The following is a 14,368-nucleotide window of genomic DNA, read 5'->3' as shown; positions in this document are numbered from 1 at the left end:
AGATTCCTCCCTAAGCGATCTCAATTTTCACGAAGCCGTTGTGAAAGCCTGCGGCGCCGCTTATGGGGTCTGTGAGGTCGGAGGTGAAGTCCGATGTTCTGGCTCCCTTGCCGACTATCCTTGTGAGCCCTTTTGATTCATGACCGAAGCCGTAGGGGAGGAATACCGCCTGAGGATGGATGTAGTCCACAACCCTCGCTGTACAGGGGTTGCTTTTGAATCCTTCCTTAACAAGGCGTACCTGCATTCCGTCTTTTATTCCAAGCGCCTTAGCCCTTTCGGTGTGAATCCACAGGGGCACTTCGGACTTGTGCAGGGCAAGGAGCCATGCGTTGTTCTGCGTGCGTGCGTGGGTGTGGAAGCTTATTCTGCCGAAAAGCAGCCTGAACTCGCCTTCCGCCGGAACGGGGTTTTCCTCGTATGAGGGCATGGGAGGATATGAAAAATGCTCGGCAAGGTTGCTGTAAAACTCGGCCTTGCCTGAGGGGGTTCTGAAAGAGGGTTCCTCTTCGTAATCCTCCACAGGGTAGGGGGAGCTTTCGTTGCCTATGAATACGCCGTTTTTCTTCATATATTCCTCGTCAACGCCGAGGGATTCGAATGCCAGCCTGTTGTACTCGCTTATGTCCATGAACCTGTTTTCATAGCCCATGGCCTCAAGGAGTCTGTTTACCATATCCCAGCTTCCGAGAGTTTCAAAAACTGGATCAACGGCTTTTTCCCTGTACTGCACAAAACCTGCTCTGCGTCCTGTGGTGATCACAGGCTCAGTGCGCTCAAGGTAGGTGGATTCGGGAAGAATAACGTCGGAGTACCATGCGGTGTCCGTCATGTAGATTTCGCATGTTACTATCAGTTCAGTGTTTTCTATAGCTTTTCTGACAGTGTCTGTATTCCCGTGGTGGTGCAGCGGGTTGCAGCCGTATATAAACATCCCTTTGAGCGGGGACGACTGTTCGGCTATAGCCTTGATTGTTCCGTTGGAAAAGCCGAGGTTCTTGGGCCCAAGGGGAAATTCCTCACTGCCTGAGCCGTCTGCCCTTTCCGCATGGGATTTGTCATACTCGATCATTGCCGGCGCATCGTACTTGAAGCCTATTGTACGGTACAGACCGCCTCTGACCTCCCAGTTGCCCAGAAGCATGTTAAGACATGCCACAATTCTGGTGAACTGAGTGTCGTTGCCGTATCTGGTGAGCCTTCTGCCCGGATGCACGTAACAGCGCGGAGCTGCCTTGCAGAGCTTTTCCGCAGCCTTTATGATCTCTTCCTGCGGGATTTCAGTTATCTCTGAAGCCCACTCAACAGTGTAGCCAGCCACGTGCTCCTTGAACTGGTCAAAGCCGTAGGTGTAGTTTTCCACAAAGTCTTTACTGTAGATCTCTTTTTCTATTATGTAGTTAATCATGCCGAGGAGCAGAGCGGAGTCTGTTCCGGGTTTTATCATCATGTACTGGTTGGCCTTCGCCGCTGTTTTTGTGAAGCGGGGGTCAACATAGATAACGTGTGCGCCCTTTGCCACGCCTTCCACGAAGTCCTGCATTTCGCCCACGTGGAGAGCCTCGGCAATGTTCCTGCCCAGAAGCATGATGCATTTTGAGTTCTGGGAGTCCACAGGTTCCTTGCCGCCCACAGGCTTTCCGAAGGAGAGAGCCCAGCCGATGTCACGGCTTCCGGTACACTGTGAGTATGAGGGTACGCATATGTTGGGTGAACCCATTATTTCCATCATCTGGATGAACGGGTCCTGTCCTGAGCCGTGGCAGAAAAGGCTGAAAGTTTCGGGGCCGTATTTCTCCTTAAGCTCGTTGGTTTTCTGCGCAACATATGTGATTGCTTCTTCCCATGTTGCCTTTCTGAATTTGCCTGAGCCTCTTTCACCGTCTCTTATAAGAGGTGTTTTCAGCCTGTCGGGGTCATAAAGCTGGAACACGCCTGCGTTCCCTTTTGCACAAAGTTTGCCGAAGTTGCTGGGGCAGTCCGGCTGTCCTTCAAGTTTTCTCACTTTTCCGTTGACCACTTTTGCGGTGAGACCGCACTTCCAGAAGCACATTTCGCACCAGTTCTGGGCATATGTCACTCCCTGCTGGGGTTCTGCAACGGCTGATGAGCTGCCGGTAAGCAGACGGAAAGATGACATGGACGCCAATGCTGCGCCCACTGAGGCCGTTCCCTGAATAAAACGTCTCCGGGAGATTCTGCATTTTGTCATGGATTCCCTCGTTTTGAAGTTTATATGCGGATTAGCGCATATTTGAACTGTAAATAAACATTAAAGGTAGATTAGTTCCGTGAGTAAAAAGTGTCAATAAAAAGTGACAAATAAATCACTATTATCCCGTTTGATAAGTAAAATTGAATGTCTCAATCAGTTATTCCTATATTTCTATTTATAACAAAGTGATTGACTCTCTAATATATATAATATATAGAGATTACATGGCATTACGAGACCTTAACGAAAAAGAATTAGACGAAGTACTGGGGCTGTTCAAGGCGCTTGCAAACCCTGTGCGTCTGCGCATTGCAAAGATGGTCTGCGAAAGACCCCGCTACGGCTATGAGATCGAAGAAGCCTTCGACTGCGAAAGAACCAACATTACAAAGCACGTTAATCTGATGAAGGATGCCGGCTTGCTGAAAGCCTACAAGGAAGGAAGAAAAACACTTTTCGTTCTTCAGACCGGTTACATCAAGAGCAGTTTGCTTGGGTGCATCGAGCACGACAAGCTGATTGAAAACTCAAGGGCTTAGTGATTATTTAGGTATTTTGCTGTTTCAGGCATTTGTTTTTCTTATAGCGCAGCCGCTATTCATGTAGTGAAAGAATACCCGGAATCATTATCACCTCTGCTTATCAGCCTAATCCAGCTTCAATATGCGTTTTCCGATACAAATAATCAAAAAAAACCTATCTGAATTTACTCTTTTGTCTTCGCTTTATTTTATCTGTTGTATCAGTTTAATACGAAAATGAGTGACAAATAAATCACACATCGCCTTGACGCTTTTCCGGTATGTTCGGTATACTGACGTATGTTTATTTGGAGGTGTATCATGAAAAAGGTTCTGATTATCGCAGGAGCTCTCACAGCAATGCTTCTGAGCTTCAGCGCGAATGCCGCTGCGCCGGAAAATCTTGCCAAAATCCGTGATGCGAAACTGGCGGAAGCCAGAAAAGCAATCAAGGAAGTTTCCCCTGCTGAGGTGGCTGAAATGGCCTCAAAAGAAGGGCGGTTTATCATGCTGGACATAAGAGAGGCCGATGAACAGGGAATGGTTATCGATGCTGGAACACTCAAAAAAATTCCCAGAGGGCTTCTTGAGTGGGTAGCAGCCGGTCAGCTTGATGCTGATGACAAAATTGTGGTCTACTGCAAAACAGGCGCAAGAGGCGCTTTTGCGACTCAGCTTCTGAATGAACTGGGCTACAAAAACGCAGTAAATATGAAAGGCGGGATAGTGGGCTGGCTTGAAGCCGGGTATGGCGTTCAGACATACATCGGTGAGATAAAGCCTTCCGGCTACAAGTTTTCTAACTGATATTCATGAGGCGGCCGGGTTCCGGCTGCCTCTGCTTCATTAATATGCTTATATGTGATATTTTAATAACTTATTTCTCTGCTATGTTTTTATTACAGCTTTCTTCCTTTTTTTGGCCGATTGTTCATTTGTCTATTGGTATTAATAATTAACTATTGAATAGCTATGAATTGTCCCTGAAATGCCGCGGATTGGAAAGGAGCAGATTTTTTGAAGCGGGTTTAATCTGAAATTAAATAAAACCGCTGTTCCGGGAAATGCCGGACTTTATTTTATTGCATCGGAACTTAATACCGTGATAATCATCATATATGATTACGGAGGCCGTGCAATGATCGAACTGCTGAGAAAAAGAAGAAGCGTAAGGAAATATACTGATAAACCAGTGGAAAACGAGAAGAGAGCAATACTTTCGGAAGCCCTTCTGCGCTCCCCCAGTTCGAGGGGAAAAAATCCGTGGGAATTTATTCTTGTTGATGACAGGGAGACGGTTGCGAAGCTTTCCGAAGCTAAAAAGCACGGCTCATCCTTCGCCAGGGGCGCTGCCATTGTTTATGTTATCATCGGCGACAGGGACGTGAGCGATATGTGTGTGGAGGACTGCTCCATAGCCGCAGCCACCCTGCACTACACTGCGGCCTCACTCGGTCTCGGAAGCTGCTGGATTCAGCTCAGGGAGAGGGAAAAGGACGACAGAACAAAGTCAGAGGACTACGTGCGCAGGCTGCTGGGTATTCCGGACAGCTACCTTGTGCTTGCCATGGTGGCAATAGGTCATCCTGCGGAAGCACCTGAGCCTCACCCCGATAATTATCTCCAGAAAAACAAGATACGCCTGAACAGGTTTTAACGGAGCGAAGAATGTCGCTTTGCTCCTAACAGTGACTCTTATAGCGGTCATTGCGAACTTAAGTGAAGCAATCTCAGTTGCAAGTCAGCCTTGGGTACGGCGGGGCAGAGGATGCCCCGTCTCAGTGTGCTTACTGCTTTTTGCGCAGTTCCGTGACGGATTCCCCGCCCACTCCCCAGTTGTCTGTTTCAACCTCGTCTATGATAACGAAAGTTGTTTTAGGGTTTTTGCCCAGAACGTCCACAAGCAGATCCGTAACGCCTTTGATGAGTTTTTCCTTCTGTTCCTTGGTTGCGCCTTCTCTGGTGATTCTGATATTTACGAACGGCATTTGTTCCTCCTTATATATGCTGCTCCGGCGAGTGCGGTGAGCAGTGCCCCCGCCGCTACATTGGCTGATGAGAAAATCATGGGCGCAGCAAAGCTGCCGGATCTGTAAGCCATCAGGCCGCCTATCCACGGGCTGATTATTTGCCCCACACCGTAAAAAACAGTGAGAAACGGCGCAGTATTTCCTTTAGGCAGCATGAGTCTGCCGCAGGCAAAGGCCAAAGCCACAGCACCGAGGAATGTTCCGCCGAAGATTACTGCGAACAGGTACGCCGCCCACACAGAACTGCTGAAAGCGGGCAGAAGCATTCCTGCCGCCTGAAGGATAAAGAGGAGCATAAGCACTCTGAAAACGCCGAACCTGTGCCCCGCTTTAGACCAGAAAAGGTTTGAGAACACTGCGGCTATCCCCGCAAGCGCCCATCCGGTGAACCCGGCGGAGGCTGAGCCGGATGATGATTTTATTATATCCACAAGGAATGTTCCCGCAATAATGTAGCCCGCGCCTTCAAGAAGATACGCGCACGAGAGCAGAAACATCGGCAGGCTCCATATGCCTGTGTTGTCTATTTCGCTTACCTTCCGGGGTGCGGCGGATGTTCCGCCCGCCAGTCTGTATGAAAGAAATGCAGCGGCAACGCACACCGCGCCTATGAAATACCATGATGCCTCCCAGCCGCCGAATGAGGCTGCAAAGGGGACAGACCATGATGAAAATGCAATCCCCGCTCCCACACCGGAGAACAGAAGACCGCCAAGATTCTGCTTATTATTGCTGTACAGGGCTGTGTAAACCTTTTCCGTAGCGCAGATGAACACCGCCGCACTGTAAAATCCGGACAGCAGGCGGATTGCGCTCCACCAGACGAGGCCGCTGAAAAGGGGCATTGCTGCGGTAGTGAGGACGCTGAGCACGAGAGATATTTCGAATGTATGCTTTTTCGGAGTGCGCAGAGTATAATACAGTGCTCCGCCGAGATAGCCGGCAAAATTGGCAGAGGCTATGAACCCCGCCTGAGCGGTGTTGAGAATGCCTGCTTCCAGCATGAAAGTGATTGCGGGAGTGTATGCGAACCTTCCTATGCCCATGGCTGTGAACATAGCCGCCGCTCCTCCGAGAAGAACCGCCTGGTAATGTTTCATCCTTCCTCCGTATTTCCCGATATTATCATATGTTTGCAGCAGCACAACCATTAAAGAGATCTTAACGGATATTTGATGTCCGCAGGTCCGGCGGCTATGCCTTCTCTTTACCTTCGGTCTGTAATAAATGAGCAGGTTTCTTCCCGGATAAAAAAAATCGGATGTTTAATTTATTTTCAGGATAAAGAGGATATACTTAACCCAGGGGTAACTTAGATTGCGCAGTGATACCGCACGGGCTCTGCTAACTTTCATAATGTTTATCTGTCCGGGCAACTGATTTAGCTGAACTGTTTTTGACTGTTTCGGTTTTTTTACATCCCGCAGACACTCTTCTCTTATATGTGAAAAATACCGCGCGGTTCATTTAAAAGTTCATTTTTAACGATATTATCATGGGTTTACATCAATACAAGTGATAACAAATATTACGCCATAGATATATCATATGTCACGAAATATGCTTATTTTATGGTGATGTATGGATTTAAACGAACTGAAAATCTTTTTGGAGGTTTACAGGACAGGTACAATTTCATCTGCCGCGGAAAAACTCAATACGGTGCAGTCAAATGTTACCGCAAGGCTCAAGAAACTTGAGGATGAGCTGAATGTCAGTCTGTTTTACCGCAAAAGCAGAGGGGTGGAAATAACATCTGACGGTAAAAGACTTTTGCCGTACGCCAAAAAAATAATGTCCGCTGCTGCGGAGATAAACACTGAGTTTAAACTAAAGCCTATGTGGAAGGGGGAGGTGCGCATAGGCCTGACAGACACAACATTTGCAGAGTGTCTCCCCACTGCAATGGCTGCCTACAAAAAAAAATATCCGCAGGTGGAACTGACTATCAAAACGGATGCCTCCTCCGCTCTGGTGGATGATATTATCGGTTACAGGCTGGACGGGGCTTTTACCGGGAGTGTGGGCGGAAACGAGAATATTGAATCAGTGCATATATGCAAGATTCCGGCGGTTCTCGGCGGGACAAAGAAGGAGATAGAGTCCCCCTCTGCGATGATTGTGTTCAAAAAAGGATGCTCCTACAGGGATGTGGCGGAAAAATGGGCTCTCTCCTCCGGCAAGCAGAATGTAAAAATAATAGAGCTCAGCACTCTGGACGGCATACTCGGCTGCGTAAACGCCGGGCTGGGTATAACCTGCCTGCCGGAGAAAATCATGCGCAGGTACAATGTGCCTTTCAGGGAGATGGAGGAGGACTTCAGCCTTGTTGAAACAAACTACATATACCGCAGAGACATAAAACCTTCTGCCGCTGCGGATGCTTTTGCGGCTTTGCTGAGGAAAAACTTTTTGACTGAAACAGGCTGAATGTTGTTAAATATATATCTGAAATAAAATCACGGTGATGGCATGGGATATAGAAATCTTTCTGAATGCGCGGCGGATCTTGAGAAAAAAGGGATGCTTGTAAGGGTGAATGCGGAGCTTGATCCTTATCTGGAAATAGGCTGTGTTCAGCGGCGGGTGTATGAGGCCGGCGGCCCTGCGCTTCTGTTTACAAATGTGAGAGGGAGCCGTTTTCCCATGCTCGGCAATCTCTTCGGCACAACAGAGAGAACAAGGTATATCTTCCGTGACAGCCTCAGAGTTATAGAGGCTATGGTCAGAATGAAAATCAGCCCCAAAGAGGCTGTTATGGATTTTTCTTCTCTTCTGAAAGCCTTTGCCGGAGCTTACAGGCTTCTTCCCGCAGGCAGGCGTTTTTCTCCTGTTCTTAAAAATAAATGCACTCTTAAAGATCTTCCTCAGCTTGTTTCATGGCCTATGGACGGCGGTGCTTTTGTCACTCTGCCGCTTGTGTATACGGAAAACCCCGCTGCAAGGGGGTTCCGGTCATCAAATTTGGGCATGTACAGGGTGCAGATTTCCGGCAACGAATATCAGGATAACGAGGCCGGACTGCATTATCAGATCCACAGAGGAATAGGTGTGCATCACAGGGAAGCTCTGCGGAGGGGCGAGCCTCTCCCTGTGAATATTTTCATCGGCGGGGCTCCGGCTCTGAGCGTGGCTGCCGTAATGCCCTTGCCGGAGGGGATGCCGGAACTTGCTTTTGCGGGGGTTCTCGGCGGCAGACGCATATCATACGGCAGAACTCCGAACGGCCTTCCCGTTCCGGCCGAGGCAGACTTCTGCATCTCCGGGCATATTTACGGAAACGAAACCAAGCCGGAGGGACCCTTCGGCGATCATATAGGTTATTACAGTCTGAAACACGATTTTCCGGTTATGAAGGTTGATGCGGTGTATCACCGTGACGGCGCAATATACCCCTTCACCACCGTCGGCAGACCCCCGCAGGAGGACACCAGCTTCGGTGAATTTATCCATGAGCTCACGGGCGGGCTGATACCGGAGGTATTGCCCGGAATAAAGGCAGTGCATGCTGTTGATGCGGCGGGCGTACATCCGCTGCTTTTTGCGATCGGGAGTGAGCGTTACGCACCTTACGAAAACAATCCCCGCCCGAAGGAGCTTCTCACGCAGGCTAATGCGGTGCTGGGGCAGGGGCAGCTTTCACTGGCGAAATATCTGTTTATCGCCAATTACTTTGATAACGAGGAACTGGATATACATGATACTGAGGCATTTCTCAGGCATATGCTTGAAAGGGCTGACTGGCGGCGGGATCTCCATTTTCAGACATCGACCACTATTGACACCCTCGACTATTCCGGCAGCGGCCTCAATGAGGGCTCCAAGCTCGTAATAGCCGCATGCGGCGGGAAGATAAGGGAACTGACAGCCGAGATAAGAGGCGGTCTCGGACTCCCTGACGGATTTTCCGAACCAAAGGCCGCTATGCCGGGCGTACTGGTTGTAAAGGGGAGAAAAGCCGATGCTCCGAGGGGAATGGAAGATCAGGCGATGCATGCTTTTGTGCGCAGTTTCAGTGCAGATCACCCCATAAACAGGTTTCCGCTTATCATAGTGGCGGATGACAGTGATTTTACCGCACGGAATATGGCGAACCTGCTTTGGGTTACTTTTACAAGGTCAAACCCGGCGAGTGATGTTTACGGAATAGAGGCGGAAACAGTGAGCAAGCACTTCGGCTGCCGCGGCTCACTGGTGATTGATGCGAGAATCAAACCACACCATGCCCCGCCGCTTATTATGGATAAGGATGTTGAGAAAAGGGTGGACTCTCTCTTTGCAAAGGGCGGTGTTCTGGCCGGGCTGGGGTAACAGCGGAACTGATGAAAAAATAGTGCTGAGGAGTGGATTGCTTCACCCTTTCAGGGTTCGCAATGACTGTTTCAGAAGCCGGACGCAATAGCGTAAGAACCCGCAGGGTGAAGTAGTCTCATTCACATATACTCTCGTACAAATCTTTCCAGTCAGGGTTTATGCTTTGAATTAGATCGATTTTCTTTTGCCTGCTTCCGGCTTTTATTTGTTTCTCTCTTGCGATGGCTGCTTCAATTGTCTCAATACATTCATAATAAACAAGAATACTGAGGTTATATCTTTTGCTGAATCCGTTTAGAAGTTTGTTTTTATGTTCATAAATTATCTTAATAAAGTTGCTTGTGACTCCGGTATAGAGTGTTGTGCAGGTTTTATTTGTGACAATATATACATAACCTTTTTTACCATCAGAACTCATATCCCCTAACCCGTATCAACCCATGTTGAACGCAATAAGTGTCACTGCGAACCCGCAGGGTGAAGCAGTCTCATTCACACATGCTTGTGGTTGTTGTAAACCTCCACAACTCTGTCGATCCCTTCCAGAAAGGCATCAACAGCTTTGGGGTCGAAGTGTGCGCCTCTTTCGTTCATTATATATTCCACGGCCTGCTCAAAAGGCCATGCCTGTTTATACGGACGCTTCGATGTGAGGGCATCAAAAACATCAGCAAGGGCAACAACCCGCGCTTCGATGGGGATTTCCTCACCCGCAAGTCCGTCCGGGTAGCCTGAACCGTTATATTTTTCGTGGTGGTATCTGGCTATGACCGCACCGCCTCTTATATACGGAGAGTCGGCATTTTTCAGTATATCGCACCCGAAGATTGTATGTTTTTTCATGGTCTCAAACTCTTCGGGCGTAAGTTTTCCCTGCTTGTTCAGTATAGTGTCGCTCACGGCAATTTTGCCTATGTCATGGAGGGGCGCAATGTGCAGTATCTGCTCGCAGAATTCCGCTGGGCATCCCATCCCCTCTGCTATGATTCTTGCATAATGCCCCACGCGGAGTATGTGCTCCCCTGTTTCCTCATCCCTGTATTCCGCCACGCGGCCGAGGAGTGAGAGGGCTTCAAATTCTCTGGCGCGGATGACTTCCGTTGCCTTTTCCACCTCGGACTGGAGGTGAAGCGCACGTTCGCTGAGCATTTTTCTGTATTTTCTTATGGTGAGGATGTTGTTAAGGCGCGCCTTAAACTCTGTGGTGTCTATGGGTTTGGTGAGGAATTCCGTTGCCCCGGACTCGAAAGCGCCGATCTTCACTGTATTGTCGTCACTGACGGCTGTAATCATTATAATAGGTACATCAGGCTGGATTGTTTTTATCATTTTAGTCAGTTCTATACCGTTCATCTTCGGCATCATATAATCCACAAGCGCCACATCTATTTCATTTGTCTGAACATAAGCCAGCGCCTCTTCCGGGTTGGAAAAGCTTGTGACCCTGTGTCCGATGGCTCCCGCAAGGTGCTCAATGAGCATGAGGTTAATTTTGTTGTCATCTACTGCAATAATGTTAAAGAAAAAATCCATCCAAGATCCCTAGTATTAATGATTAATAGACATTATAATCTATATATTGTTGCATTTGAAGCAAGCTTTTACAATGTTTTTGTGCTTGTGCCTGCGGCAAAAAGCCTGATTAACGAGGGGATGGTGCATGAAGGTTTTTAATTTCAGTTGCAGCAACGCGGAAGAGCTTAAAAGAAAGCTTGCTGATATAAGTCTGCACGAGAACGGACGCAGGCTGGTGCAGATTTTCGGCGGAAGCGGCAGCATGCGCCAGATAACAGCTATAGCGGCTGAGGCAGGAAAAATAAAAAATTCCTGTGTAATCGGCTGTACAAGCGCCGGAGAGGTGCTGGAAGGCGAAATACTGGAAGGTTCTGTCGTTGTTTCTGTGGCGGATTTCGAGTTCTCGGACGTTAAACCCTTCTTTTATGAAGGCAGTGACATGATCAAAGCTGCCGATGAGATAAAAGCAAATATAATAGACAGCAGCACAAAAGGGCTGATTATTTTCACAGACGGTCTGCACAGCGACGGTCAGGCACTGATAGCCCGTCTGGCTGAGACTGCTCCTCATGTTCTCATAGCAGGCGGAAAGGCCGCCGATGATTATTCATACACCGAAACCTTTGTTTTCACTGATCATAAATTCGCCGCCAGAGGTGTGGTATGCGCCGCTCTCAGCGGAGAGGAGCTCATACTTCATACAGATTATCTCTTCGGCTGGGAGCCTGTGGGGGAGATGATGACAGTCACCTCCTCCGAAGGGGGCAGGGTTTACACCATAAACGACATACCCGCTGTTGATATATACCGCCGCTATCTGGGGCATGAGGTAACGGACGGTCTGCCGGATGCCGGAATAGAGTTTCCGCTCATCACATTCCGCAGAGGGATAGAGGTGGCCAGAAGCCCGGTGGCGAAATATGATGACGGTTCAGTGCTTTTTGCCGGAAATATCGAGAAAGGCAGTCTTGTGCGCTTCGGTTTCGGCAATCTGGATTTCGCCGATACCGGAGCATATGCGAAGTTTGATGCCATGAGCGGTGTTCCGGTTGAAGGTGTGTTTGTCTATACATGCTCAGGGCGCAGGTTTTTCCTCAAATACGGAATGGAGATAGAGCTTCGTCTGCTGGCTTCCATGGGGAGCAGCGTGGGCTTTTTTACTTATGGGGAATATTTTCAGGCGAACCGCTGCAACGAACTGCTTAATGTTACCACCACCTTCATGACCCTCAGTGAATCCAAAGATGCTTTCAGGCGCAAGCAGATGGAGAAAAAGCGGATAGAGAACCGCTCCCTCAAGGCTATTACCACTCTGGTGCGCACTACCTCCGCGGAGCTTAATTTTGAGAAGGAACTGACATCGGTAATTCTGGACAATCAGGAGAGCATTGTAATTCTGCGCTCAGAAAATGAGGGGGCAGTGAAAATTAACCGCACCTTCTTTGATCTTTTCGGCTTTGATGATCTGAACAGCTTTAAAAAGCAGCACAGATGTATCAGCGAGCTTTTCATCTCTCAGGAAGGCTATCTGGAACATGGCTGCTTTGACGGTGTGGATATTATAATAAACGAGAAATGCAAAATGCGCGATCCGAAGGGAATAGTGCGGGTTTACAAGGTGCGTGCCTCAAAGCTTAACTTCGGGGAGCCGCCGTACATGCTGGTCACTCTCAATGATGTAACGGATCTGGAAAACGCTGTCAACACAGCTGTTTTTGCGGAAAAAGCCAAGTCTGACTTCCTTGCGAACATAAGCCATGAGATAAAAACGCCGCTGGGCGGAATGCTCGGCTTTCTGGATATTCTGGGGCAGATGGAAACCGCACCGGAAAAGAAAGAGCTCATAGCAGTGATAAGAGAGAACGGCGCCGGACTGCTTTCTGTGATAAACGATATTCTCGACTATTCGAAAATTGACAACGGCCGTATGGAGATACGTTATATGCCGTTTAAACTCGAATATGAGCTCAAGGCGGTAATCTCCACATTCAGGACAAAGGCGAGGGAGAAAAACATAGAGCTTACGCTGGTTAAGGATGATGCCTTGCCTGTGTACATGGTCTCAGATCCGCTGAGGCTTAAGCAGATACTCTGCAATCTGATCAGCAACGCACTTAAATTTACCCCTGTGGGGGGAAGGGCTGAACTCAGGGCTGACTACAGAGAGGATGAGAAAAAGGTTTGCTTCACGGTGACGGATAACGGCATAGGCATCCCAAAGGAGAACCAGAAGAGGATTTTCCGCTTTTATGTTGACACCAGCAAGGATATATCAACAAAAACCCACGGAGGCACGGGGCTTGGGCTTGCCATAGCCTCCAGCCTTGTTGATATGATGGGTGGCAGGCTTGAGCTTGAGAGTGAGCAGGGGGCGGGCAGCCGCTTCTTCTTCTCGCTTGATATAAATGATTTCCTTCTGCCCGAAGGTTACGGGGGCACAAGGCTCAGTTCAATGCAGCAAAGACCTGTGGGGGCTTTCAAGGGGAAAATCCTCATAGCTGATGATAACGAGACCACAGCCAAGCTGGTGGAGCTCATTCTGGGTTCATACGGTCTGGATTATGTCTGGGCGAAAAACGGTAAGGAGGCTGTGACGGCATTCACTGCGGACAAGTTTGACCTGATACTGATAGATGAAAACATGCCTGTGATGAGCGGGTGTGAAGCCGTTGCGGAGATACGAAAGCTTGAGGCCAGACAGAATATGGAGAGAACCCCAATCGCAGCCTTCACAGCGAATATAGGGCTTTTTGTGGATGAGAACTTCCGTAAATACGGTATGGACGAGTTTCTTCCCAAACCGCTGGATTTTTCGGAGCTCCACGGGCTTTTGCATAAGTATCTCGATGAATCCTCAGACGGCCTTGAGTCAATGAGACAAAAACGCGCCTATCCCACTGCGGGAATGGGAGCGGGCTCTGAGCTTATTTCCGATGTAATAGACGGGTTAAGGCTTAAAAAAGAAGACGTTATTATACTTTTAGACAATTTTATCGAGCAGTTTAAAGAACAGTACGAAAATCTTGAGCATGCGCTTACTGAGCGGAATTACGCCAGAATTGGGGCAGTTGCCCACAGTGTATACGGAGCAGCCAGCAACCTGCGCCTGAAGCGGATTGCAGAGAAAGCGAGGGAGATTTCCGAATGCGCCAAAAACGGGCATGACTGCGAATACCCCTTCCTGTTTGAGTATCTCGCACTTCAGGTAAAGTATCTGGAAGCGGCGCTGGCTTCCATTAAACCTTAAGTCAACTTTGTTGTCATTCCATTGATCGATGTCCTAAATGTAGCACATATCAGGAGTTTTGTGCTACATTTGGGGGCGGAAAATATGATTGAAATGGTAATTAGTTGACCTATTTTTTACCTTCCAATGTTTCATATTAAAGAAATCGCGTTATAGGAAATGGTGCTGATAAATTTTATTTAAGAAATTTACATCGTTTTTCATGAAATAAAAAATGGTCAGATGACTTAGATATGTTGATAATTGCTATTATCATTTTTAGTTCAGTCAGTTCAAAATAACTCTCCGCTCCCCCTTGAGAAAAGGATTTTATACGATCATTCAGTTTATCATACCTTATATTTTTTGCTCATAACTAAAAATCTTATGCTCAAAATAACTCACAATGCCTTATGCCGCCCCGTGATTCCTGAAAAATTAAAACGCAATTTTGTTGCGCTATAGGATTAGTCTATGGCTTGCATCAAAAAAATTAGTATGCAAGTATAGCGCGTTTTAATTTCTTTATTAGGTATTTTGTTACGCA

Annotated in this window: 11 protein-coding genes; 6 read left to right on the top strand and 5 right to left on the bottom strand. The window is 48.1% G+C overall.

The window, feature by feature from the left end; translation table 11 throughout:
* Positions 1 to 10: 10 nt before the first annotated feature.
* A complete protein-coding gene (locus OSQ85_RS11755) occupies positions 11 to 2,212 on the bottom strand; it encodes a molybdopterin-containing oxidoreductase family protein (RefSeq protein WP_265823323.1) in 2,202 nt (733 codons plus the stop codon).
* A 227-nt stretch (positions 2,213 to 2,439) separates the two neighbouring features.
* Here OSQ85_RS11755 and OSQ85_RS11750 point away from each other — a divergent pair, with 227 nt between their 5' ends.
* From OSQ85_RS11750 to OSQ85_RS11740, 3 genes are all read left to right on the top strand, one after another.
* Positions 2,440 to 2,754, top strand: coding sequence for an ArsR/SmtB family transcription factor (locus OSQ85_RS11750; protein ID WP_265823321.1), 315 nt, complete (start codon positions 2,440 to 2,442; stop codon positions 2,752 to 2,754).
* Between the two features lie 303 nt (positions 2,755 to 3,057).
* Positions 3,058 to 3,543: a rhodanese-like domain-containing protein gene (locus OSQ85_RS11745; RefSeq protein ID WP_265823319.1), complete on the top strand. Its 486-nt coding sequence runs from the start codon at positions 3,058 to 3,060 to the stop codon at positions 3,541 to 3,543.
* A 331-nt stretch (positions 3,544 to 3,874) separates the two neighbouring features.
* A complete protein-coding gene (locus tag OSQ85_RS11740) occupies positions 3,875 to 4,393 on the top strand; it encodes a nitroreductase family protein (protein ID WP_265823318.1) in 519 nt (172 codons plus the stop codon).
* A 130-nt stretch (positions 4,394 to 4,523) separates the two neighbouring features.
* Here OSQ85_RS11740 and OSQ85_RS11735 read toward each other — a convergent pair whose 3' ends face one another.
* Together OSQ85_RS11735 and OSQ85_RS11730 are read right to left on the bottom strand one after the other, a co-directional pair.
* Positions 4,524 to 4,724, bottom strand: coding sequence for a 4-oxalocrotonate tautomerase family protein (locus tag OSQ85_RS11735; RefSeq protein ID WP_265823317.1), 201 nt, complete (start codon positions 4,722 to 4,724; stop codon positions 4,524 to 4,526).
* Positions 4,712 to 5,866, bottom strand: a complete 1,155-nt coding sequence (locus OSQ85_RS11730; RefSeq protein ID WP_265823315.1) for a YbfB/YjiJ family MFS transporter — start codon at positions 5,864 to 5,866, stop codon at positions 4,712 to 4,714. Before OSQ85_RS11730 ends, OSQ85_RS11735 begins: the two co-directional genes overlap by 13 nt.
* Before the next feature lie 481 nt (positions 5,867 to 6,347).
* Here OSQ85_RS11730 and OSQ85_RS11725 point away from each other — a divergent pair, with 481 nt between their 5' ends.
* Positions 6,348 to 7,196: a LysR family transcriptional regulator gene (locus tag OSQ85_RS11725; protein WP_265823314.1), complete on the top strand. Its 849-nt coding sequence runs from the start codon at positions 6,348 to 6,350 to the stop codon at positions 7,194 to 7,196.
* A 42-nt stretch (positions 7,197 to 7,238) separates the two neighbouring features.
* Positions 7,239 to 9,077, top strand: a complete 1,839-nt coding sequence (locus tag OSQ85_RS11720) for a UbiD family decarboxylase (protein WP_265823313.1) — start codon at positions 7,239 to 7,241, stop codon at positions 9,075 to 9,077.
* A gap of 118 nt (positions 9,078 to 9,195) precedes the next feature.
* On the opposite strand, the gene OSQ85_RS11715 is transcribed toward OSQ85_RS11720, so the two are convergent.
* Together OSQ85_RS11715 and OSQ85_RS11710 are read right to left on the bottom strand one after the other, a co-directional pair.
* Positions 9,196 to 9,498 carry a GIY-YIG nuclease family protein gene (locus OSQ85_RS11715; protein WP_265823311.1) on the bottom strand — a complete coding sequence of 101 codons (303 nt, stop codon included), beginning with the start codon at positions 9,496 to 9,498 and terminating at the stop codon, positions 9,196 to 9,198.
* A gap of 74 nt (positions 9,499 to 9,572) precedes the next feature.
* Positions 9,573 to 10,613 carry an HD domain-containing phosphohydrolase gene (locus tag OSQ85_RS11710; protein ID WP_265823309.1) on the bottom strand — a complete coding sequence of 347 codons (1,041 nt, stop codon included), beginning with the start codon at positions 10,611 to 10,613 and terminating at the stop codon, positions 9,573 to 9,575.
* 127 nt (positions 10,614 to 10,740) lie between these two features.
* On the opposite strand from OSQ85_RS11710, the gene OSQ85_RS11705 reads away from it, so the two are divergent.
* On the top strand, positions 10,741 to 13,842 hold the full coding sequence (locus OSQ85_RS11705; RefSeq protein WP_265823307.1) for an FIST N-terminal domain-containing protein: 3,102 nt from the start codon (positions 10,741 to 10,743) through the stop codon (positions 13,840 to 13,842).
* Positions 13,843 to 14,368: the final 526 nt, after the last annotated feature.

The sequence above is a fragment of the Geovibrio ferrireducens genome, from assembly GCF_026226615.1.
GTDB lineage: Bacteria > Chrysiogenota > Deferribacteres > Deferribacterales > Geovibrionaceae > Geovibrio > Geovibrio ferrireducens.
This window is presented reverse-complemented; position numbering and strand designations above follow the sequence as displayed.

Excerpts from the sequence above, each read along its gene's own strand:
- OSQ85_RS11725 (WP_265823314.1), top strand. The coding sequence starts at position 6,348 with ATGGATTTAAACGAACTGAAAATCTTTTTGGAGGTTTACAGGACAGGT.
- OSQ85_RS11710 (WP_265823309.1), bottom strand. The coding sequence starts at position 10,613 with ATGGATTTTTTCTTTAACATTATTGCAGTAGATGACAACAAAATTAAC.
- OSQ85_RS11755 (WP_265823323.1), bottom strand. The coding sequence starts at position 2,212 with ATGACAAAATGCAGAATCTCCCGGAGACGTTTTATTCAGGGAACGGCC.
- OSQ85_RS11740 (WP_265823318.1), top strand. The coding sequence starts at position 3,875 with ATGATCGAACTGCTGAGAAAAAGAAGAAGCGTAAGGAAATATACTGAT.
- OSQ85_RS11730 (WP_265823315.1), bottom strand. The coding sequence starts at position 5,866 with ATGAAACATTACCAGGCGGTTCTTCTCGGAGGAGCGGCGGCTATGTTC.
- OSQ85_RS11745 (WP_265823319.1), top strand. The coding sequence starts at position 3,058 with ATGAAAAAGGTTCTGATTATCGCAGGAGCTCTCACAGCAATGCTTCTG.
- OSQ85_RS11715 (WP_265823311.1), bottom strand. The coding sequence starts at position 9,498 with ATGAGTTCTGATGGTAAAAAAGGTTATGTATATATTGTCACAAATAAA.
- OSQ85_RS11705 (WP_265823307.1), top strand. The coding sequence starts at position 10,741 with ATGAAGGTTTTTAATTTCAGTTGCAGCAACGCGGAAGAGCTTAAAAGA.
- OSQ85_RS11720 (WP_265823313.1), top strand. The coding sequence starts at position 7,239 with ATGGGATATAGAAATCTTTCTGAATGCGCGGCGGATCTTGAGAAAAAA.
- OSQ85_RS11750 (WP_265823321.1), top strand. The coding sequence starts at position 2,440 with ATGGCATTACGAGACCTTAACGAAAAAGAATTAGACGAAGTACTGGGG.
- OSQ85_RS11735 (WP_265823317.1), bottom strand. The coding sequence starts at position 4,724 with ATGCCGTTCGTAAATATCAGAATCACCAGAGAAGGCGCAACCAAGGAA.